23 protein-coding genes are annotated in these 21,106 nt (G+C 68.0%); 11 read left to right on the forward strand and 12 right to left on the reverse strand.

Annotated features, from left to right (window positions below):
- The first annotated feature begins 71 nt into the window (after window positions 1-71).
- Complete coding sequence (locus BMX17_RS06570) at window positions 72-683, forward strand: SWIM zinc finger family protein (protein WP_244514942.1); 612 nt, start codon at window positions 72-74, stop codon at window positions 681-683.
- On the opposite strand, the gene hjc is transcribed toward BMX17_RS06570, so the two are convergent.
- A complete protein-coding gene (gene hjc / locus BMX17_RS06575) occupies window positions 680-1,213 on the reverse strand; it encodes a Holliday junction resolvase Hjc (protein WP_092658685.1) in 534 nt (177 codons plus the stop codon). The genes BMX17_RS06570 and hjc overlap by 4 nt on opposite strands.
- A 111-nt stretch (window positions 1,214-1,324) precedes the next feature.
- On the opposite strand from hjc, the gene BMX17_RS06580 reads away from it, so the two are divergent.
- Window positions 1,325-2,221, forward strand: a complete 897-nt coding sequence (locus BMX17_RS06580; RefSeq protein WP_092658686.1) for a DMT family transporter — start codon at window positions 1,325-1,327, stop codon at window positions 2,219-2,221.
- Here BMX17_RS06580 and BMX17_RS25045 read toward each other — a convergent pair.
- Complete coding sequence (locus BMX17_RS25045) at window positions 2,218-2,400, reverse strand: hypothetical protein (protein WP_139203436.1); 183 nt, start codon at window positions 2,398-2,400, stop codon at window positions 2,218-2,220. The two genes, BMX17_RS06580 and BMX17_RS25045, sit on opposite strands and share 4 nt — an antisense overlap.
- Before the next feature lie 113 nt (window positions 2,401-2,513).
- Between BMX17_RS25045 and BMX17_RS06585 the strand changes: the two genes are divergently transcribed.
- Window positions 2,514-2,873, forward strand: coding sequence for a DUF5658 family protein (locus tag BMX17_RS06585; RefSeq protein ID WP_092658687.1), 360 nt, complete (start codon window positions 2,514-2,516; stop codon window positions 2,871-2,873).
- On the opposite strand, the gene BMX17_RS06590 is transcribed toward BMX17_RS06585, so the two are convergent.
- Together BMX17_RS06590 and BMX17_RS06595 are read right to left on the reverse strand one after the other, a co-directional pair.
- Window positions 2,865-3,647, reverse strand: a complete 783-nt coding sequence (locus tag BMX17_RS06590; RefSeq protein WP_092658688.1) for a class I SAM-dependent methyltransferase — start codon at window positions 3,645-3,647, stop codon at window positions 2,865-2,867. The genes BMX17_RS06585 and BMX17_RS06590 overlap by 9 nt on opposite strands.
- A 39-nt stretch (window positions 3,648-3,686) precedes the next feature.
- The gene (locus BMX17_RS06595; protein WP_092658689.1) at window positions 3,687-4,964 is read right to left on the reverse strand and encodes an adenosylhomocysteinase; all 1,278 of its coding nucleotides are present in this window, start codon (window positions 4,962-4,964) and stop codon (window positions 3,687-3,689) included.
- A 114-nt stretch (window positions 4,965-5,078) separates the two neighbouring features.
- Here BMX17_RS06595 and BMX17_RS06600 point away from each other — a divergent pair, with 114 nt between their 5' ends.
- A complete protein-coding gene (locus BMX17_RS06600; RefSeq protein ID WP_170845346.1) occupies window positions 5,079-6,011 on the forward strand; it encodes a type IV pilin domain-containing protein in 933 nt (310 codons plus the stop codon).
- A 45-nt stretch (window positions 6,012-6,056) separates the two neighbouring features.
- Here BMX17_RS06600 and BMX17_RS06605 read toward each other — a convergent pair whose 3' ends face one another.
- The 3 genes from BMX17_RS06605 to BMX17_RS06615 form a co-directional block, all read right to left on the reverse strand.
- Window positions 6,057-6,767: a hypothetical protein gene (locus tag BMX17_RS06605; protein ID WP_211611298.1), complete on the reverse strand. Its 711-nt coding sequence runs from the start codon at window positions 6,765-6,767 to the stop codon at window positions 6,057-6,059.
- 132 nt (window positions 6,768-6,899) lie between these two features.
- Entirely contained in the window at window positions 6,900-8,204 is a 1,305-nt protein-coding gene (locus BMX17_RS06610) for an amidohydrolase (RefSeq protein WP_092658691.1), read from the reverse strand.
- A 46-nt stretch (window positions 8,205-8,250) separates the two neighbouring features.
- Entirely contained in the window at window positions 8,251-9,834 is a 1,584-nt protein-coding gene (locus BMX17_RS06615; protein ID WP_092658692.1) for a methyl-accepting chemotaxis protein, read from the reverse strand.
- Between the two features lie 131 nt (window positions 9,835-9,965).
- Between BMX17_RS06615 and hisG the strand changes: the two genes are divergently transcribed.
- From hisG to BMX17_RS06630, 3 genes are all read left to right on the forward strand, one after another.
- Entirely contained in the window at window positions 9,966-10,814 is an 849-nt protein-coding gene (gene hisG, locus BMX17_RS06620) for an ATP phosphoribosyltransferase (RefSeq protein ID WP_092658693.1), read from the forward strand.
- A gap of 52 nt (window positions 10,815-10,866) precedes the next feature.
- Window positions 10,867-11,808 carry a helix-turn-helix transcriptional regulator gene (locus BMX17_RS06625; protein ID WP_092658694.1) on the forward strand — a complete coding sequence of 314 codons (942 nt, stop codon included), beginning with the start codon at window positions 10,867-10,869 and terminating at the stop codon, window positions 11,806-11,808.
- A 90-nt stretch (window positions 11,809-11,898) separates the two neighbouring features.
- Window positions 11,899-12,300: a DUF7344 domain-containing protein gene (locus BMX17_RS06630; protein WP_092658695.1), complete on the forward strand. Its 402-nt coding sequence runs from the start codon at window positions 11,899-11,901 to the stop codon at window positions 12,298-12,300.
- Here BMX17_RS06630 and BMX17_RS06635 read toward each other — a convergent pair.
- Together BMX17_RS06635 and BMX17_RS06640 are read right to left on the reverse strand one after the other, a co-directional pair.
- Window positions 12,297-12,692 carry a DUF7473 family protein gene (locus tag BMX17_RS06635; protein ID WP_092658696.1) on the reverse strand — a complete coding sequence of 132 codons (396 nt, stop codon included), beginning with the start codon at window positions 12,690-12,692 and terminating at the stop codon, window positions 12,297-12,299. The genes BMX17_RS06630 and BMX17_RS06635 overlap by 4 nt on opposite strands.
- 36 nt (window positions 12,693-12,728) lie before the next feature.
- The gene (locus BMX17_RS06640; protein ID WP_092658697.1) at window positions 12,729-13,292 is read right to left on the reverse strand and encodes a TATA-box-binding protein; all 564 of its coding nucleotides are present in this window, start codon (window positions 13,290-13,292) and stop codon (window positions 12,729-12,731) included.
- Between the two features lie 162 nt (window positions 13,293-13,454).
- On the opposite strand from BMX17_RS06640, the gene BMX17_RS06645 reads away from it, so the two are divergent.
- On the forward strand, window positions 13,455-14,462 hold the full coding sequence (locus BMX17_RS06645; RefSeq protein WP_092658698.1) for a THUMP domain-containing protein: 1,008 nt from the start codon (window positions 13,455-13,457) through the stop codon (window positions 14,460-14,462).
- A 48-nt stretch (window positions 14,463-14,510) separates the two neighbouring features.
- Window positions 14,511-14,651: a rubrerythrin-like domain-containing protein gene (locus tag BMX17_RS25050; RefSeq protein WP_139203437.1), complete on the forward strand. Its 141-nt coding sequence runs from the start codon at window positions 14,511-14,513 to the stop codon at window positions 14,649-14,651.
- An 18-nt stretch (window positions 14,652-14,669) separates the two neighbouring features.
- Here the strand turns inward: BMX17_RS25050 and BMX17_RS06650 are convergent, their stop codons facing one another.
- The 3 genes from BMX17_RS06650 to BMX17_RS06660 all read right to left on the reverse strand — a co-directional run bounded on the left by BMX17_RS06650 (window position 14,670) and on the right by BMX17_RS06660 (window position 19,393).
- A complete protein-coding gene (locus BMX17_RS06650) occupies window positions 14,670-15,680 on the reverse strand; it encodes an AAA family ATPase (RefSeq protein ID WP_092658699.1) in 1,011 nt (336 codons plus the stop codon).
- 79 nt (window positions 15,681-15,759) lie between these two features.
- Window positions 15,760-16,977: a DUF7282 domain-containing protein gene (locus tag BMX17_RS06655; RefSeq protein ID WP_092658700.1), complete on the reverse strand. Its 1,218-nt coding sequence runs from the start codon at window positions 16,975-16,977 to the stop codon at window positions 15,760-15,762.
- Window positions 16,978-17,245: 268 nt separating this feature from the next.
- Entirely contained in the window at window positions 17,246-19,393 is a 2,148-nt protein-coding gene (locus BMX17_RS06660; RefSeq protein WP_092658701.1) for a DUF7282 domain-containing protein, read from the reverse strand.
- 266 nt (window positions 19,394-19,659) lie between these two features.
- Between BMX17_RS06660 and rnz the strand changes: the two genes are divergently transcribed.
- Both rnz and BMX17_RS06670 read left to right on the forward strand, forming a co-directional pair.
- The gene (gene rnz, locus BMX17_RS06665) at window positions 19,660-20,592 is read left to right on the forward strand and encodes a ribonuclease Z (RefSeq protein ID WP_092658702.1); all 933 of its coding nucleotides are present in this window, start codon (window positions 19,660-19,662) and stop codon (window positions 20,590-20,592) included.
- Between the two features lie 30 nt (window positions 20,593-20,622).
- Complete coding sequence (locus BMX17_RS06670; protein WP_092658703.1) at window positions 20,623-21,039, forward strand: HIT family protein; 417 nt, start codon at window positions 20,623-20,625, stop codon at window positions 21,037-21,039.
- Window positions 21,040-21,106 lie beyond the last annotated feature (67 nt).

The raw sequence follows: 21,106 nt of genomic DNA on the forward strand, positions 1-21,106 counted from the left end.
GTATCACTTAGGTAGCTCGGGCACCTCACTTCGAACGGACGCGACGGAAACCAGCAGCGTCCTGATCGCCGATGTCACGAGCTTCCAAGACCCCGCTCGCACCCGACCTCCGGGACTGTGACGAGCGGACCGTTCGCGCATGGACCGAGTCGATGGCCGTCACGCCGCTGGGCGGCGGCTGTTACCGCGTCGACACCGACGACGACACCTACACCGTCGACGTGCCCGGCCACCGCTGTACCTGCCCCGACTACCGCTACCGGGGCACGAACTGCAAACACCGACGCCGGGTCGCCATCGAGATCACGCAGGGTCGGCTCCCCGCCCCGGGCCAGCGGCGGGCCGACTGCGCCGTCTGCGGCCACGAGTCGTTCGTCCCCGAGACCGACGCGGTTCCGCTGTGTGCGGACTGCCGGCTCGCCGACGGCGACGTGGCCGTCGACCGCGAGACCGCCGATACCCTCGTCGTCCGCCGGGTGCACCCCGACCGCGCCGACGAGTACGTCATCGAGGCCACGGGGGCGAGCGTGGCCGAACACGACACGAACGAGGCGTACCCGGCCGACGACCTGGTGGTCGAGGCTGTCTATCTCGGCGATCAGTTACGCAACGACGACCCTCGCGTGTACGCGTTCCCCTACTCGCGACTCCGGCAGGTCGAGGATGCGGAACTCGTCGATTAGAGCATCTCGACGGCATCTTCGAGCGTGATGTCGCCGCGCTCGAACGCTTCGAGTACGTCGCGGACGGCCTCGTCGTCCGCGTCGTCGCCCTCGCTGTCGGCCGCCTGTGCGGCCTCTTCGAGCGTGACCTTCTGGGTGTCGCCGACGAACTCCGCAAAGTCGGTGCCCTCGGCGAGTGCGGTCGCTTTCTTGACGCGGTAGTTGCCGCCGTCGGTCGTGTAGAGGTCGCCGGGGTGGAAGAAGTACCAGTCCTCGCGGTCGAAGCGGACGCCGACGCGGGGTTTCGCGCCGAAGTTCTGGGCGAAGTACAGCAGGGCTTCGATCTCCTCGCCGTCGAGGTAGATGGGATCGCCCGCGGAGGATTTCGCCTCGATGGCGTAGAAGGCCTCGCCGTCGCCAGCGAGTACGTCCGGGAGTTCCCGCTCGGTGGCGCTCCCGCTGGCGGGGGCACGCATCACCGCGAACCCGGACTCGTCGAGGGCGTTGACGAGTTCCCGCTCGCGCCGGTCGCCTTTCCGGTTCGAGGACATACCACGGCTTGGCCGGGTGGGGGCAAAAGGGACACGGGAGCGGGGCGGAACTGAACGGAAACCACTTGAGCGGGCCACCCCGAGGACCGACGTGATCGGAGTGAGCCGTCGGTGACGGGGACACCACTCGCCGTGTACGCGCTGGCACTGTTGCCCGCCGTTCTCTGGGGGTTCGGGCCTATCTTCGACAAGCGCGGGATGGACGCCGGCGGGACGGCGACCCAGGCCGCCATCGTCGTCGTAGTCGTCGACGCCGTCCTGTACTGGCTGGCCCTGCTGGTGACCTCCTGGCCGAACCCGCTCTCGGGGCTAACGCTCGATCTCGTCGCGATTTTCGCCGTCGCCGGCCTCTTCGGTACTGCGATGGGGCGCATCCTCGTGTTCGCCGGCGTCGAGCGGGTCGGGGCGAGCATCAACAGCGCCGGCATCAGTACGCGTCCGCTGTTCGCCACCCTGCTCGCGCTGGGCTTTCTCGGCGAACCCCTCGGTCCGCTCACCGGGGTCGGAATCGTCGTCCTCGTCGGCGGACTGGTCGTCCTGACCTACTCCAAGGGCGGGGACGTGTCGGGGTGGAAGCCCCGGGACCTGCTGTTCCCGGTCGGCGCGGCGGCGGTGTTCGGGGCCGGGAACGTCCTCCGGCGCTACGGCTTCGGGGACACCGTCGCGACGCCCCTGCAGGCCGTCACGATCAACGAGACCGCCGCCCTCGTCGCGCTGGCGGCCTACGCCCTCGCCACGAAGGGGGTCGACGCTCTGGACACGCCCCGTGCGTCCTACGCGTACTTCAGCGGGAGCGGGCTCGTCACGGCCGTCGCCCTGCTGTCCTTTTTCACTGCGCTCTCGATGGAGGCCGGACGGGTCGCCGTCGTCGACTCGCTGGCGGCGACGGCCCCGCTGTTCACGACCGTCTTCGCCGCCCTCTTGTTGCGGGACGTGGAGCGGGTGACCCGCGGCGTCGTCCTCGGCGCGGCGCTGGTCGTGGTCGGGGCCGTCCTGATCACGCTTTAGTCCCACTCTTCGACCACGACGGCCTCGGAGCTACAGAGGATGCAAGAGCCGCCGTGGCGGATCGCGACGACCTGCCCGCCACAGTCGAGACAGTGAAGCAAGCGGCGGTGGTCCTTCGACATCTCGGCGCGGATCTCGTCGGTCTGCGGTGGGATCAGCGGCATGGTCGATGCTGTCACCCTGTGTACGGGCCACACGACCAAGAATTACCTGCCGGCTCGGCGTCCCGAACGGCTCACGTCCCGACACCGCAGGGACCGTTATGTGGTTGTCCAGTCTCCCCCTCGATAGGATGGGGTCGGAATCGGGGTCGCCGCCGGACGGGCCAGACCCGCTCGAACGCTTCGAGCGGGAGTTGCCCGAGTCCCACGCCGTGCTGTGGACGGTCATCATCGTCGCGGCGGCGTTCGACGTGGTGACGACGCTCACCGGTCTCGGGGCCGGACTGGCAGAGGGTAACGGTGTCGCCCGCGCGTTCCTGGCGACCTACGGCAGTTCCGGGATCGGCCTGCTGAAGTTCGCCGCGCTGGTCGTCCTCGTGGTCACCTGGCATTTCCTCCCGGACCGGCCGGCCGAACTGGTCCTGACCGGCTTCGCCGTCATCTCCGTGCTCACCGTCGGGCTCAACGCCCTGACACTGCTCTCACTCTGAGCGGACGGCGAGAAAGCGCAGTCGCCGGTAGTCCGCCGTCCACGTCTCGCCGTCGAACAGATCCGGTCGGAGCCGGTCTTCGACGGCTTCGACGACGGCCGCGCGCTCGTCGTCGGGCACGCCCGCGAAGATGCTGTCGCCGAACATGGAGAGCCAGTTGGCGAGCCCGCCCGCGCCGCCGTCGAGTTCCGTGGGCCGGTCGAACAGTCGCACGTGGCGGACCTCGAAGCCGTGGGTCTCCAGCCGCGGGGCGTACTCGCCGACCGTCGGGAAGTACCACGGGTGTGTCGCGTCGTAGCCCCGGGCGTCGAGTTCGGCGAGCGTCGCGGTGACGATCCGGTCGACGTTGCCCGCGCCGCCCATTTCGACGACGAAGCGGCCGCCCGGACGGAGCGCGTTGGCCACGCCCGCCAGCACCCGGTTCTGGTCTACGTCGGAGATCCAGTGGAGCGCGGCGTTGGAGAAGACGGCGTCGAACGGTTCGCGTGCGTGAAACGACCGTGCGTCGGTCCGCTGGAAAGAGAGGTCGGGATAGGTCTCGCGGGCCTCCCGGACCATCTCGGCCGACCGGTCGATGCCGACGACGGTCCCCGACTCGCCCACCGCATCCGCGATCTCGGCGGTCAGGTGGCCGGTCCCACAGCCGAGATCGAGGATGCGCTCCCCCGGTTTCGGGTCGAGCAAGTCGACCACCCCCTCACCGTACTCGGTGACGTAGTCGTGGTCACCGTCGTAGTCGTCCGGGTTCCAGCGGTTCCGGGCACCGTCGTCCATACTTGCCGATTCACAGGGCGACAGGAAAAATCGACCGGCCTAGGTCCCGTGTTGCCACGAGCCCATGTACTCCGCCTGGGCCTCGCTCAGGTCGTCGAAGGCGACGCCCTCCGCGTCGAGTTTGATCTCCGCGACTTCCCGGTCCAGATCGTCGGGTACGTCGTGGACGCCGGCGTCGTACGCCTCGCCGGACTCGACGAGCTCGCGGACGCAGACCGCCTGCACGCCGAAGCTCTGGTCCATGACCTCGACGGGGTGGCCCAGCGCCACGGGCGTCGCGAGGTTGACGAGGCGCCCCTCCGCCAGCACGTTCAACTCGCGGCCGTCGGGCATGACGTAGGCCTCGATACCGTCGCGGGGTTCGGTGACCTCCGCGGCCATCTCCTCCAGTGCGACGAGGTCGATCTCCACGTCGAAGTGGCCGGCGTTGGCCAGCAAGACGCCGTCCTGCATGACCTCGAAGTCCTCGGCGGTAATCACGTCGCGATTGCCCGTCGTCGTGATGAACACGTCGCCCTCCGTGGCGGCCTCCTGCATCGGCATGACCTCGTAGCCCTCCATGTGGGCCTCCAGCGCGCGGCGGGCGTCGACCTCGGTGACGATCACGCGGGCGTTCTGGCCGGCGGCCTTCTTTGCGACACCGCGGCCGCAGTCTCCGTAGCCGCCGACGACGACGGTCTTGCCGGCGTAGGAGAGGTTCGTCGTCATGGCGATGCTCGCCAGTGCGGACTCGCCGGTGCCGTGGACGTTGTCGAACAGCCGTTTCATCGGCGTGTCGTTGACGGCGAAGACGGGGTACTCCAGCGCGCCGTCGTCGTCCATCGCGCGCAGGCGGTGGACGCCGGTGGTGGTCTCCTCACACCCGCCGACGATGGTGTCGATGAGTTCGGGGTAGTCCTCGTGGATGGCGGCGATGAGGTCCATCCCGTCGTCGACGGTGATGGTCGGGTCGTGCTCGATGACGGCCTCCATGGCGGCGTAGTAGGCGTCGTCGTCGACGCCGCGCTCGGCGTAGGAGGTGACGTTCTCGTGGGAATCGAGCGCCGCGGACACGTCGTCGTGGGTCGAGAGTGGGTTACAGCCAGTGATGGCGACCTCGGCACCGCCTTCGGCGAGCAGTTCGGCCAGTACGGCCGTCTTGGCCTCGACGTGCATCGCCATCCCGATCACCTCGCCCGCGAAGGGCTGGCTCTCGGTGAACTCCTCGCGGAGCGAGGCGAGGATCGGCATATGTTCGCGCGCCCAGTCCATCTTCCGGCGGCCCTCTTCCCGTGCAGTCTCGGGGTCGTCGAGCCGCTCGCTGATCGGCGCAGTCATTGTCCGAGAGTTGGACAGCAGCGTGAAAACGCTGCCGAAGCGGGGTCGGCGAGGACCCGGCTCACGGATCGAGACGGTCGAAAACGATTACTCAGTGCGACCCCACGTTCAGATATGCGAGGCTTCGGTCGGGGTCGGGGGCAGTCGGAGGTCATCGGGAGCCTCCTGCTCGTCGCGGTCGGCGTCGTCCTGATCGGTGCGGTCGCCGTCCTCGGATTCTCGCTCGCCGATGACACGAACCGGGACCCGACGACGGCGTCGCTCTCGTCGTCTGTCTCCGCGGGGAACGTCACCCTCGTCCACACCGCCGGGGACGGTCTGTCGGCCGCCGAGACGGTCGCGGTCCTGCGTCACAGCGACGACGCGCGGCGCGTCAGGCTGTCGTCGCTCGCCCCAGTCGCTGGCGGTGACGACGACCAGATCACCGCCGGTGACCGGTACCGGCTCCCCCACGACGTGATCCGGGGCGAACTCGCGGTTACGGTCGTCCACGAGGAAAGCGGTGCGGTCCTGCACACCCGGCAGTTCTGGATCGCGGACGGCATCGCCGGCGAACTGATCACCGCCGACGCCGACTCGCTCAGTGACTTCCAGGGGAACGTCAACGACCCGTCGGCGACGACGACGATCTCGGACGGCGGGCGACGCATCGAAGTGACCGGCAACAAGTGGCAACTGATCGGGAACAACTACACGGTCACCGAGGACACGGTGTTGACCTTCGAGTTCAGGAGTACGACGGAAGGCGCGATCCACGGCATCGGGTTCCAGAACGCCGGGAGTGGGCAGGACAGCGGCCGGGTCGTCCAGCTCTCGGGCGTCCAGAAATGGGGTGTCAACGTCAGCGATTACGGTGGATCGTACTACAAGACCGGCGACGGCTGGACCCGCTACGAAGTCCCCATCGGCGAAGTGTACCGGGACAGGAACAACCTCGGCGCCGCCGACTCACTGCTCATCGTCAACGACTGCGATGGGAACGAGGGGATCAGTTGCGGCTCGCACGATTCGGCGTACCGGAACGTCGCCGTCTCCGAGTCCGACTGAGCCGTCAGAGCGCGCGACGAATCGGCGCGTCAGAAAAGAGTCGGCCTATCGACCGTTACCGCCGGCGTTCGCGGGCGGACCGCCGCCACCGTTACCGCCGCCGTTACCGCCACCGTTACCGCCGGCGTTCGCGGGCGGACCGCCGCCGTCGCCGCCGTCGTCGCCGTCGCTCTCGGTGTCTGCGTCGTCGTCACGGTCGGGTCCGCGGTCCGCGGGCGGGCCGCGACGGTCGTCGTCACCGTCGGGACCGCGGTCCTCCGGCGGGCCCTGTCGCCTGTCCTCGCTGGGGCCGCGGTTCTCGGGTGGGCCGCGCTCGCTCGCGTTCGTCTCGTTGCCGCCGGGGCCGGCGTGTGCGGGCGGTCCCGCGTGGTCGGGTGCGTTCCCGGGGTTGTTCTCCGTGACGAACGCCGCGACCAGTAGCCCGAACGGAGTGCTGGACCCGTTCGTGCTGTTCGTGCTGTTCATCTGGGAACGCGTGTTCTCGATGAACGCAGACACGAGCTGACCGAACGGGACCCGGGTCTCGTTGGACTCAGTCTCGTTGTCGTCGTCAGTTTCGTTGAGATCGGTTTCGTTGCCGTCGGCAGTTTCGTTGAGTTCGCTTCCGTTCGTGGCTGTCTCGTTGGTCTCGTCCTGTGCGAGCGCGGCCCCGCTCGACACGGCGGTCGGCGAGCCGGCGGCCACGGCCGGCCCGAGCGCCGCGCCGACGAGCAGTGCCACGGACACGAGTGCGAACAGTGTACTTCTCGATTGCATCTCACCTGTATCCAGGCGAGAGACCCGCATAAACCCGGATTCCCGTTCAGTGAATTCACTGCGGTCCAAAACGTTGCTAGAACGGCGAAGAACGTTCAAAAGCACCTCTGGGCGTTTAATTCACACGCCAAGCTACGATTCGGCGCGGTCGATCAGCGCCTGTGCGCGCTCGCGAGCGTCTGCCAGCACCGCCTGTTCGTCCAGCGTCTGCACCGTCCGATCACGCATGAGTACCTGCCCGTCACAGACGGTGTGGCGCACGTCCGACCCGCTGGCGGCGTAGGTGAGGTGGCTCACGAGATCGTGGTCCGGCGTCAGGTGTGGCTGGTCCAGATCCAGCACCGCCAGATCGGCGTTCGCGCCGGCTTCGAGTCGGCCCGAAGCCAGCCCGAGCGCCTCCGCGCCGCCCTGTGTGGCCATCTCGACGACCGCGTCGGCGGCGACCGCGCTGGCGTCGTCGGCCGCCAGTTTGCCGAGCATGGCGGCGTCGCGCATCTCGTCGAACAGCGAGAGGTCGTTGTTGGAGGCCGCGCCGTCTGTGCCCAGGCCGACCGTCACACCCCGATCTCGCATCGCCTGCACGGGGGCCATCCCGCTGGCGAGTTTCATGTTCGAGGCCGGGCAGTGGATCACGGCGGTGTCGCGCTCGGCCAGCAACTCGTGTTCGGTCCGATCGGTGTGGACGCCGTGGGCCAGGAAGGAGGTGTCGGCGAGCATCCCGATGTCGTCGGCGTATTCCAGCGGCCGCTCGTCGTGGTCCGCGACCAGTGGGTCGACCTCGCCGGCGGTCTCGTTGGCGTGGAAGTGGATCGGGATTCCGGCCTCGCGGGCCTCGGGCACGTACTCCCGGAGGTAGTCCTCGCCGACCGTGGTGAGGCTGTGGGGCATGAACGCCGTCGAGACGCGGCCGTCGGCCGCGCCGTCGTAGCCCTCGGCGAAGTCCAGGCCGTCCCGCATCTCCTGGTGGGCGGCCTCGTCGTCGTTGCCGACGGTGATCGCGCCGTAGCCGAGCAGTGCGCGCATCCCCGACTCCTCGACGGCGGCGACGACCTCGGGCATGAAGAAGTACATATCCGCGAAGGCGGTGGTGCCCGACCGGATCATCTCCAGGATACCCAGTCGTGCCCCCGCTCGCACGTCCTCGGCGGTGAGTTCGGCCTCGACCGGCCAGATGTCCTCCTGGAGCCAGGCGTCCAGCGGTTTGTCGTCGGCGTAGCCCCGCAACAGCGTCATCGCGACGTGTGTGTGGGCGTTGACCAGCCCAGGGATCACGAGGCTACCCTCGGCGTCGAGACGGTCGTCGGCGCTGGCACGCCCCTCGCCCTCGGGTTCGACCGCCAGAATCTCGCCGCTCGCCTGGTCGACGAGGACGTCCGCCCGCTCGACGGTGTGGTCGGGGCGGAGGACGCGACCGTCCGCGATTCGCAGTGTCGTCATGTCCGGGCGTCCGCGGCCGGACGGTATAAAGACGGGGTCTCCCGGCTCAGTCGCCGCGACCGTCCGCCGCGAGTGTCGCGCGCTCGGTGTCGGCGTCGACCTCGAAGTAGTCGGCCAGGTCGCGCAATTCGTCGGTCCGGTCGGCGACGCCGTCCACCGTGTCGGTCGCCGCCTCCAGCGTCTCCTGCTGGCGGTCGACGGCTTCGGTCGCGGCGTCGGTCTCCTCGCGCGTCCGCTCGCTGATGTCGGCGACTTCCTCGACGGTCGCGACGATCTCCTGCGTGCGGGCGGCCTGCTCGTCGGTCGTCGCGTCGATCTCCTGAACCCCCTGATTGGCGTCGCCGACGAGTTCCGCCATCTGCTCCAGCGAGTCGAGGCCGGCCGCGATGGTCTCTACCCCCTCCTCGACGTGGTCGCTGGTCTCGTGCATCCCGTCGACGGCCGATTCCGTCCGCCGCTGGATGCGCTCGACGCGCTCGGCGATTCTGGTGGTCGCCGCCTGGGTCTCCTCCGCGAGGTCTTTCACTTCGTCGGCGACGACGGCGAACCCGGAGCCGGCCTCGCCCGCGCGAGCGGCCTCGATGGAAGCGTTCAGCGCCAGCACGGAGGTCTGCTCGGCGATGTCCTCGATGATGCCGACCACCTCGTCGATCTCGGCCATCTCGTCGTCGAGTTCCTCGACCTCCTCGACGGCCTCGGTGGTCTGGGTGGTGATCCGATCCATCTCGCCGACGGCCGCCTCGGCGGCCTCTCTGGCCTGGTCGCCCGCCTCCGCGGCGCGGTCGGACACGTCGGCCACCTCGTCGGCGGTGGCCGCGATCTCCTCGACCGTCGCCGAGAGCTGGCTCATCTCGTCGGAGGCGGACTGGAGTTTTCGATCCTGCTCGCTCGCCCCGTCGGCGATATCTGTGATGTGTTCCCGGACTTCCGAGCCGACCTCGCGGGCCGCGTCGGTGCCCGATCTGGCGTCGTCGCTCGCGGCCGCCACGTCGTCCGTGAACGCTCGTAGGTCGAGGATGGTCGCCTCGATCTCGTCCATCATCTCGTTGAACTCCGTGGCGATCCGGGCCAGCGCCTCGCTCTCGCCGTCGGCGTCGAGCCGGCGGGTCAGGTCGCCGTCGGCACAGGCCGCCATGGTCTCGCCGAACTCGCCTGCTTTCCGTTCGAGGTGGTCGTTTAACTCCTCGGCCTCCGCGCTCAGTGCCTCGGCTTTCTCCCGCTCACGCTCGGCAGCCGCCTCGGCCTGCTCGGCCTCCTCGATGCGCTCCTGAAGCTTGTCACGCATCGTCGCCAGTGCGTCGAAGACCTCCCCCACTTCGTCCTCACGGGGCGTCGTCACCCGCGTGTCAAACTCGCCCTGCCCGATGGCCTTGGCCTTGCGCTCGACGCGTTGCATCTGCCCGATGAAGTCCGCGCCGACGTAGATACTGGTCCCGGTCGCCAGCCCGATCAGGATCGCCCACTGCAACAGCAGGGGCACCCACGGCAGGTCGAAAACCACGATGAGGCCCGCCGTGAGAAGAACCGAGAGGACCGCGACCGTCCCGAGTGCGAACGCGAATTTTCCCCAGAGCCGCTCCCGAACCGGATCGGGGAGTGAGAGAAAGAGCCTATCCAGTACGTTTGCCATGTTCTCCCGTGATCCAGCGCCGTATAAGTCGATTGCTCCGGCAGTATCGCGGCTGATAACGATTTTCCGGGCGGTCGAGCGCTCGGGGCGGCGTGCGAAAAGCAATTGCCCGCGGGTCCGGAAGAGTCGGTATGCGCATCGCCGTGCCCAACAAGGGGCGTTTACACGATCCGTCGGTCGATCTGCTCGAACGGGCCGGCCTCCACGTCGTCGACGGGGCCGACCGGAAACTCTACGCCGACACCGTCGACCCCGAGGTGACGATCCTCTACGCCCGGGCCGCCGACATCCCCGAGTACGTCAGCGACGGGGCCGCCGACGTGGGGATCACCGGTCTCGACCAGGTACGGGAGGCCGACACGGGCGACCTCGTGGATCTGCTCGATCTGGAGTTCGGGGCCTGTCGGCTCGTGCTGGCCGCGCCCGAGGACGGTCCCGTCGAGTCCGTGCGCGATCTGGACGGTGGAACCGTCGCCACCGAGTTCCCCAACGTCACCCGGGCGTACCTCGACGAACGGGGCGTCGACGCCGACATCGCGGAGGTCTCGGGTGCGACCGAACTCACGCCACACGTCGACATCGCCGACGCTATCGTCGACATCACGAGCACGGGCACGACCCTTCGGATGAACCGGTTAGCGGTGATCGACGACGTGCTGGAGAGTTCGGTGCGACTGTTCGCCCGCGAGGACGTGACCGACGACCCGAAGGTCGAACAGGTACGAACCGCACTCTCGTCGGTCAAGACCGCCGAGGGGAAACGCTACCTGATGATGAACGTCCCCGAGGAGAACGTCGAGGCGGTGAAAGACGTGATTCCGGGCATGGGCGGGCCGACGGTGATGGACATCGCGGGCGAGGACATGGTCGCGGTGCACGCGGTCGTCGACGAGCGGTCGGTGTTCGAGACGATCACCGATCTCAAGGCAGAGGGGGCGACGGACGTGCTGGTGACCGAGATCGAGCGGCTGGTCGAGTGACCGTCACGGCGTGTGTGGTTTTATGTGTCGCTGGTTTGAATAGAACGGCGACATGGACGAGCCGACAGACGGTGGGCGGCCGGACGAGTGGACCGAGGAGCGGGCGTCGGAGGCTGACGGGGCGACGGGTACCGAACGGACGGACGGCGGGACGGCTGGCGGTGCGACGCCGGGGGCCGGCGGTGAGCGACCGATGCCGACGACGGCGGGCGACCGGAGCGACGCCATCGGGGCTGTCGAGTTCCTCGCGCGGTCGGAGACGCGAGTCCGGATCCTGGACGCGCTGGCCGAATCGGGGCCGCTGACGCGTGACGACCTCCAGCGACGGTTCGACGCCGCCCGGACGACGGTCCAGCGAAACCTCGACGCGCTGGTCGAACGGGGCTGGGTCCGGGAACGAAACCGTGAGTACGACGCCACACAGGCCGGTGAGTGGGTCGCCGAGGACTTCGGTCACCTCGTGCGGACCGTCGACACCGCGACGGAACTCGCGCCGGTCTACGAGCACGTCGATACGGACGCGGTCGACCTGGACCTCCGACACATGGACGTGTCGGTGACGACGCCGGATCCGGCCGACCCGCTGAAGATGATCCACGAGCAGGTCAAACACATCGAGGGGGCCGAGTACCTCCGGATGCTGTTCCCGCTGACCTGCGCGCAGGCACTGGACGCACTCCACCAGCAGGTCACCGAAGCCGGGGCGGATCTCGAACTGGTGGTCACGCCTGCCGTCGCGGAGAACGTCCGGAGCGAACCGGACTACCGCGAACAGGTCGCGGACCTGCAGGCGGCCGAGACGGCCTCGCTGTGGGTCTACGAGGGGCAGTTCCCCTACTACCTCGGTCGGTACGCCGACACCGTCGAACTCGGCCTGGTCGACGACGGGCAACCCGCCGCACTGGTGGCGACCGAGGACGCGCGTGCCCGCCGGTGGGCCGAACGCACCGTCGAGGAGTACCGCACCGAAGCGACGGCGTTCGGGCAGTGGTGACCGCGACGCGGTGCTGCCGTCGCGGCACGTGCAACCCCTGCACACTGTGCACGGGATACCCTGATTGGGCAGTCGACCGCTATCGGGCGTATGGGCCAGGACTCCCCGGCGACCGAGTGGACGGCGACCCGGACCACGCTGGACGGGCGGCGTCGGACAGCTACCCCCCTGAACGCCGACGACATCACGTGGATGCTCGACGCACTGGCACATCCCCATCGCCGTGCGGCGCTCAGAGTCCTCCAGGACGCCGGGTGGCTCTCGCTCGACGTTCTCGCACGGGGGGTCCTGGCCCGGCGTGACGTGCCCGCGACCGGTGACGACCGACCCCCGCTGGCGGCGATCCGCATCCAACTCCACCACACCCACCTGCCGAAACTCGACGCTGCGGACGTGATCACGTACGATCCGGACGACGGGCGAGCCCGCTACACCGTCGAGGACGACCGGTTCCACCGCTTGCTCGACGACGTGGCTTTCGAGGAGGCCTAGAGCAGGCCGAAGATATTGTTCAGGGCGAAGCCGAGAATCGCGGCGAACCCGAAGTGCAACAGGGTGAGCGGGAGCGCCGACGACCACTTGAGCCGGTAGACGTAGCTGATAGCGATGGCGTCGGCGGCCAGGATCGCCAGGATGGCGATGCCGGCGGCGAGACTCGGTGACAGGGGACCGAACCCACGCAGGCCCCACTGCTGGAGCAACAGGGAGGCCAGTGCCGGGGCTGGGGCGACGTAGGCGGCGCGCTGGCTGGGCACGTCACCGATGAAAAACGTCGCCGCCAGGTGGAGGGTGACGGCGTAGAAGGCGGCGACGAGCAGGAAGGTGACGACGATCGCCAGCGGCCCACCACCCGTCGCCGTCGCGTCGACCTGTAGCGGTAGCATACCCGCGCTTGGTGTGGCGTGGGTATGTAGCCTGTGCTATCCGTCGAGCAGGCCCAGTTCTTCGAGCCGGGAGACGATCCGGTCGACGGCTTCCTCGGCGTCTTCGGGCTGTTTGCCGCCCGTGATGACGAGCTTGCCCGAGCCAAAGAGGAGCGCGACCACGTCGGGGTCGTCCAGTCGGTAGACGAGGCCGGGGAACTGCTCGGGCTCGTACTCGATGTTCTCCAGCCCCAGCCCGATGGCGATGGCGTTGAGGTTGAGGTTCCGGCCCAGGTCGGCCGAGGTGACGATGTTCTGGACGACGATCTCGGGGTCCTCGTCGACCTGAATGTTCAGGTCACGCAGCTTGTCGAAGACGATCCGCAGGCTCTCGTGCACGTCGTCCGTGCTTTTCGCGCCAGTACAGACGATCTTGCCCGACCGGAAGATGAGTGCCGCCGACTTGGGCTCTTGGGTCCGGTAGACGAGGCCGGGGAACTGCTCGGGGTCGTAATCCGCTCCCTCGAGGTCCATCGCGACGCTCTGGAGGTCCAGCTCCTGCCCGATGCCGGTCGAGGCGACGACGTTCTCAATATTGATTGTTTCCTTGGGGTCAACCATGTCTCGACTTAAAACACGTATTTAAGGGTTATAAAGTTTGGTACCTGTCGATGATAGGTCGCTGTGCTTAGGGGTCCCGCCGGGGTCGTCGCTGTCGGCCGACCGGCGGGCCCGGCACGCCCGACCGGAAGGCGTATAGGCCACAGGACGCCATCTGCGGGCGTGTACCTGCTGGAACTGGCCGGCGAGGACGACGCCTTCGCCGCCCGGGAGGCTGCGGCCGTCGCGACGGACGTGAGCCGGCTCGCACCGGGGCTGGCGACCGCTCGTGGCATCGATGCGCGGACACGGGGGCTCGCGTACACCCACCGCGCCAGCGAGTACGTCGGCCGGACCGACCCGGACGTGGCGAGCGCTCGGGCGTTGCTGGAGGCCGTCGCTATCGAGCGGTCGGGGACGGTCGCGGTTCGGGCCCGGGACGTTCGGAGTCTCGCCGGTATCGACACCCAGCACGCCGAGCGGGAACTCGGCGCGGTCCTCGTGGACCGCGGATTCGCCGTCGACCTCGACGACCCGGACCACGAACTCCGCGCGGTGTTCTCGTCGGACGCCTGTGTGATCGGGTGGCTCGCCGAGGAGAGTATCCGGGACTTCGGCGACCGCCAGCCCACCGACCGCCCCTTCTTCCAGCCCGGGAGCATGGACCCGCTCCTGGCCCGTGCGCTGGCGAACATCGCGGGGGCGGGCCCCGAAGCGACAATCCTGGACCCGATGTGTGGCACCGGCGGGGGCCTGATCGAGGCCGGGCTGGTCGGGGCCGATGTCATCGGAGTCGACGCCCAGTCGAAGATGGTCAGCGGTGCGGCCGAGAACCTCGAACACTGCCTCACGGCCGCACGGTCGCCCGCCGGTCTACCCGAGCCGGGTGCCTGGCACACGCTCCGCGGGGACGCGACCGCGCTTGCCCTCCCCGACGACGCGGTCGACGGCGTGGTCTTCGATGCGCCCTACGGCCGCCAGTCCAAGATCGCCAATCAGCCACTCGCGGACCTCGTGGCCGGCGCGCTCGCCGAGGCCCGCCGGGTCGCACCGCGGGCCGTCGTCGTCGCCGACCGGGCCTGGGACGACGCCGCCCGCGAGGCCGACTGGCGGGTGACCGACCGGTTCGAGCGCCGCGTCCACCGGTCGCTGACCCGGCACGTCCTCGTACTGGTTCGGGCTGACAGCTGAACTGTGCAAGGGATTAACAAGGGTCGGTGACGTTGCTTGCACTGAGGAATGCCACTGAGCGAACCGACGCCGGACACGGACCCCTACTACGAGTGTCTGGACTGTGATCGGCGCATCACCGAGGCGGTCGACGACCGGCTCTGCCCCGACTGTGGTGGGTATCTGGAGGATTTGACGGTGCCGCGTTGACGAATGGCCACAGGTCGATCAGGCTGTCTGGGCCAGTTTCGAGAGGAGGTGGGAGACGTGGAGGCGCTCGTTGGTCCCGTCTTTCAGGTCCACGTCGATCTCGCCGGCCAGTTGGTAGAGTCGGGCCAGCCGGTCGGCCTCGTAGCGCGAGCGAGCGACCCGTAACAGGTCTTCCATGACTTCCTCGCCGCTGTAGCCCTCGTCGACCAGCAGGTCGTCCAGCGTCTTCCGGGCATCGGTGAATTCGCCGGCTTCGGCGTCGTCGAGCATCTCTTTGATGCGGTCGTCGGTGCCGACCTCTCCGAGCGCCGCGTAGGCGGTGTCCATCGTGATCTCGCCCTCGGTCTCGGCGGTGGTCTGGGCCGAAAGCAGGGCCTTCCGGAGGTCGCCGTCGGCGTAGCCGGCGACGTACTCCAGGCCGTCGGCGTCGTACTCGACACCCTCGTCCTCGACGACCGATTGGAGGACAGAGACGGTCTCGTCGTGGGTCGGCGCGCGCACGGGGACGGGGAAACACCGCGAGCGGATCGGCGGGATCAGCGCCGACGGCTGGCGGGTCGCGATGACGAACTGTGTGGTCTCGTAGTACTTCTCCATCACGCGGCGCAGCGCCTGCTGGAAGTCCTCGCGGATCGACTCGGCGTTGTCGAGCAGGATCGTCTTGTACTCGCCCGAGACCGGGGAGTAGCTGGCCGACTCCTTGAGCACGTGGTTGATGAGGTCGGCCTTCGAGGACTCGCGGCGACGTTTGGGTGTGATGAACGAACTGAACCGTGGGTCCTCGCTCACCTCCTTTTTGGTCATCCCGAAGAAGTCGTCGACGTTGATCTCCACGAAGTCGTTGTCGGGGTCGGCGTGGGTCTCGCGGGCCAGTGCGCGCACGGCGGCGGTCTTGCCGCTCCCGCGCGGGCCGTGGACGACGAGATTGAGGGGTTCGTCGACCGCTCGCCACAGCGACTCGCGGACCCCGGACTGTGGGAGATCGTCGATCTCCGGCGCGTGCGCCTCGGTCCACAGTGGGGCGTCCATTGGGGTCGGCTACGGGGACCCGCGGTAAGAATCGGTCGGTCGCGGACCGACCGCGACCGCGCTTCACCGCCCGGGCCGCTCAGGATTCGTCGCCGTTCTCTTCGTCGCCGTTTTCGCCGTTCTCGTCGCCTCCACCGCCGTCTTCCTCGTCACTGCCATCTTCTTCGTCGGCACCGTTCCCATCCTCTTCTCCGTCACCGCCATTTTCCTCGCCCTCACCGCCGTCTTCTTCGTCGCCGTTCTCTTCGTCGCCGTCTTCTTCGTCGGCACCGTTTTCATCGTCCTCGTCCGCGCCGGTCTCGTCGCTCTCGTCTTCGTCGACACCGTTCTCGTCACCGTTGGCTTCCCCGTCGTCCTCTTCAGCGCCCTCCTGGTCCTCACCGTCGGCGTCCTCGTCTTCGTCGGCTTCGTCGTCCGGCGTTCCGATGTCGACATCGGGCGTCTCAGTGTCGTCCTCGGGCGTGTCCGGCTCGGGGGTATCCGGTTCCGCGGGTTCGGGCGTCGTCGTCGTATCGATGTCGTCCCCGATCGGTAGCGTCGTGGTCTCGTTGTCGTCCGTCGTGGTCTCGTTGTTGGGGGCCGTCGTCGTGTTGTCGTCCGTCGTGGTCGTGTTGTTCGGGGTCGTGGTGTTGGTCGTCGGGGTATCGTCGTCCTCGTCCTCGTCCTCGTCATCGCCGTCATCGTCGTCATCGTCGTCGGGTGGCTGGATGACGATGTCAAGCACGTCCCTGTCGTCCCCGCCGTCCCCATCGTCGTCGGGTTCGTCGACGGAGACGAGTGCGCCGTCCATGATCGGCCATCCGGCGTCGGTGGCGTAGGGCGGGTCGACCTCGCCGTCGCTGGTCACGAAGTCGAACGTCTCGTTGCCGTTCGAGTCCTCGTGGGCCATCGCGATCAACAGTGAGTCGCTCGCCAGTTCGTCGTCGTCGAACTCCGCGCCCTCGACGTCGTACAGGTCCACCGTCACGTTCTCGTGCGTGCCGGGGTCGAGGTACTCGGAGACGCCGATAGTGCTCCCGACGGCCTCCCCGTCGAGCAGGCTCCCGTCGTGGATCACCACGTAGCCACCGTCGGGGAGGCGAACCTGATCGACCGTGACCGTGTCGCCCTCGGTCTCCTGATTCTCCACGGTGACGCCCGGATCCTCCGGGGGTGTCTGCTGTGCGACCTGCGCGTTCTGGGCCGCCGTGGGACCGCTCGTGCCGGCGTTGACCGCCATCGCACCGGCCACGCCGAGGCCCAGCACGACGACGACCGCGACGGCTGTCGCCACTGTGCGCTCCGTTGTCTGTCTCATGTCCGTCGGCAGGTCAACGAAGGCGTGATTAAATCGGCCCAACCGTTGCACGTGAGTCTCTGCCCGTCAACAACTGGAACCCGGTCTTACCGGACGGTAAGACCGCGTTTCCCCCGAGCGTGACCCACGAAACTGCGGGGCCGACTGCTCCGCTGGCGGCACCGATCCGAGCCACAAACCGCGTTCGCGCCGACGAGTCCCGGACATCGACGGCCGCGCTGTCCGGAGTCGACGGGGCTGGTCGACGACCGAGACGGCCGCGGCGGCGTCACTCCTCGCTTTCGACTACGAGATTGCCGTCGTCGACGATGGCGTTACCGTCTTCGTCGGCGTAGGGGCCGTCGGTGGATCCGTTGGTCGCGACGAAGTCGTACGCTTCGTCGTCGTCGGTGTCGCGGTGCGGCATCGCGTAGAGCGTCTGACCGACCGCCAGCCGATCCCGCTCGTACTCGACGCCAGGCACGTCGAAGAGTTCGATCTCCACGTCCTCGTACTCGCCGGGATCGAGGTATTCGGAGACGCCGATCACGCTCCCGACCGCGTCCCCGTCGAGCAGTGACACGTTGTGGACGGCCACGTAGCCGCCCTCGGAGATGTCGACGCTATCGACCGTGACGGTCGTCCCGTTGCTCGCCTGATCTCCGAGGTCGACGGTCGCGGTCGCGTTGGACTCCTCGTCCTGTGGCGTCTCGGTCTCATCGTCCGCGGTCTCGTTCTCCTCGGTAGCCGGTTCTTCAGTCTCTTCTTCCGTTTCAGTGTCCGGCGCTACGGGTGCCGGCTCTTCAGTTTCCTCTGCGGTTGCTTCCTCGGTTTCCTCTGCGGTTGCTTCCTCGGTTGCTTCCTCGGTTTCCTCTGCGGTTGCTTCCTCGGTTGCTTCCTCGGTTTCCTCTGCGGTTGCTTCCTCGACGGTCACGGCCGCGTCGTCGAGCGTCGCGTTACCGTCTTCGTCGGTGTAGGGGCCGTCCGCCGCCCCGTCCGTGGCGACGAAGTCGTAGGTCTCGTTGTCGTTCGTGTCGAGGTGTGGCATCGCGATCAGTGTCCCGTTCCCGTCGAGCGTCTCGTTCTCGAAGTCGGCCCCTGGCACGTCGAAGAGTTCGACCTCCAGGTCCTCGTACTCGCCGGGGTCGAGGTATTCGGAGACGCCGATCACGCTTCCGACCGCGTCCCCGTCGAGCAGCGAGTCGTCGTGGATCGCGACGAACCCGCCCTCCTCGACGGACACCGAATCGATCGTGACGGTGTCGTTGTCGACGGGCTGGTCGTCGAAGTCGATCGAGGCCTCGGGCGGTGCCGGCACGAGCTCGATGTCGGCGAAGGCACCCTCGGTCACCGTGAAGACGCCGTGGGTGTAGTTCCCGGGATCGACCCCGCTAGAGTTCACGTCCAGCGAGACGGTCTCTTCCTCGCCCCCGTCGAGATCGACGTCGGTGCTATCCGCGACCGCGCCGTCGAAGCGGAACGCGACGGTCTGGGTCGTCTCCGCCTCGTTGGGGTTCCGGACGGTCGCGTCGGCCGTCACGGTCTCACCGACGGTCGCGTTCGCGGGCGCGTCCAGGTCCACCAGCTCGAACGACTCTTCGATGTCGATCGAGGCCAGTTGCCAGTCGCTCTCGGTGAACACGCCGTGGCGGAACTCGCCCTCGCTGCGGTTCCGGAGGCCGCTGTCGACCGCGAAGCTGACGGTCGCTTCCTCGTCAGCCTCGGCGGTCACGTCCTGATTCGCGACCAGTTGCCCGTCGAGGCGGAACTCCACCCGCTCGGTCGTCTCCGAGTCGCCCTGGTTCTCGACCGTGGCGGTGACGGTCAGCGTCTCACCGACGACCGCGTCCGCGGGCGCGTCGAGTTCGGTCACTGCGAGCCCGTCGACCGCTGCCTCGTCGGTTTCATCGTCGTCCGCCTCTTCGTCAGGCGGGTCGGCGTCCTCCGCCGGTCCGGCCTCCTCGGGCGGACCGCCCTCGTCCTCTTGGTCTTCGGCGGTGACGGTCGCGCTGTCGACCACGGCCTCACCGTCGGTCGTGTACGGGCCGTCTTCCTCGCCGTCGGTCTCGACGAAGTCGAAGGCCTCGTCGCCGTCGGAGTCGAGGTGGGCCATCGCGACGAGGTCCTCCTCGTCCTCGACGTCGTCGTCGAGTTCCACCGCGATGTCCGCCGACTCGCCGGATTCGAGGTACTCGGAGACGCCGACGACGTCACCCGCATCGCCGTCGTCGGATTCGTGAATCACCACGAACCCGCCCTCGGGGAGGGTGGCCGACTCGACCGTGACGGTGTCGTCGTCGACGGTTTGATCTGTGAACGATACGCTCGCTGTCTCCTGAGCCTGACTGCCGAGTGCCCCCGCGGGGAGGATTGCCGCTGCCCCTGCCGAGAGCGCGACGAAGCCGGCGATCAAGACTGCGTACTGTCGTGTATTCATCGTCCTGCGACGGAACGAGTGGGGATTTAGGAGGATAAACTGGACAGTTACTTCAAGATATTTCACCGTAGAATTATGGACGTACGCTGACCCCAACGTGTCTAAGACGGGATTGTTCCGTCCCGTGGACCGCGAAACCGAATAGGGCTACCTTTCGAGCGAGAAATCTGGAATTTCGAGCCGCGCAACGGTCGGAAACGGCCCGCAGTCCGCCAGCATGGGGCCGTTTCGAAGCGGGTTTACCGCCGACGGACTTCCCGACGGATATGCACGTGACCTTTCTCGGGACCAGCGGGGCCGTTCCGACGACGATGCGCAACCCGAGCGCGGTGATGGTTCGACGGGAAGGGGAGCGCTTCCTCTTCGACGCCGGCGAGGGGACCCAGCGCCAGATGATGCGCTTTTCCACCGGCTTCGCCGTCTCCCACGTCTTCGTCTCCCACCTCCACGGCGACCACGTCCTCGGCCTCCCCGGCCTGATCCAGACCTGGGACTTCAACGACCGGGAAGAGCCCGTGGCAATCCACACGCCGGCGGGCACCCGTCGCCGGATCCGGGACCTGATCACCGTGACCGGCAACGAACCGTCCTTTCCCGTCCGCGTCAACGAAGTCTCGCCCGGCGACGTGGCACTGGACGGCGGGGAGTTCGAGGTCCGGGCGTTCGAGACCGACCACCGGACCACGTCGGTCGGCTACGCCATCGTCGAGGACGACCGGAAGGGCCGGTTCGACCGCGAGAAAGCCCAGCAGGAACTCGGTATCGAACCCGGCCCGAAGTACAGCAAGCTCCACAACGGCGAGTCGGTGGAACTCGACGACGGCACCGTCGTCCAGCCCGAACAGGTCGTCGGCCCGCCACGGCCGGGCCGGCGGGTCGTCTACACCGGCGACACCTGTCCCACCGAGGGCGTCGTCGAAGCCGCCGAGGACGCGGACCTGTTGATCCACGACGCGACCTTCGCCGAGGACCGCCGGGAACGGGCGGGCCAGACCGGCCACGCGACGGCGAAACAGGCCGCCGAGATCGCCAACCGCGCGGGAGCCAAACGGCTGGCGCTGACCCACGTCTCGACGCGCTACGCCGGCCAGTCCGGCCGACTGGAGAAGGAGGCCTGCGAGGTGTTCGACGGCGAGGCCTTCCTCCCCGACGACGGCGACGAACTCGACGTGCCCTTCCCGGACACTGCCGGGGACTGAACTTTTCACCTCGCCCGCCCCATCGCCGGTATGCCCGACGACTGCCCGTTCTGTGCCATCGTCAGCGGCGACGCGCCGGCCAGCGTCGTCCACGAGACTGACGACACGCTCGCGTTCATGGACATCGCGCCCGTCACGGTGGGGCACGCGCTGGTGATTCCGAAGATCCACTCGGCGGGGCTCGACGGACTGGACCACGACACCGGCGGCCGACTGTTTCGGGTGGGCCAGGAGATCGCGGCGGCGCTGCGGGCGTCGGACGTGCCGACCGAGGGGATCAACCTCTTCCTGGCGGACGGCGCAGTCGCGGGCCAGGAGGTCTTTCACGTCCACCTGCACGTCATTCCCCGGACGGCCGACGACGACGTGACGCTCGGATTCGAGCGGTCCGAGCCCGGACGCGAACGGCTGGACGCCCTCGCCGACGCTGTCGCCGCGGAACTGTAGATCGCCGGAGCGAGCGAGAGCGACCCGGCACGAAGTTTATGCCGCGCAGGTCCCTAGCCCGTGGTAG

The sequence above is a fragment of the Halorientalis persicus genome, assembly GCF_900110215.1.
GTDB lineage: Archaea > Halobacteriota > Halobacteria > Halobacteriales > Haloarculaceae > Halorientalis > Halorientalis persica.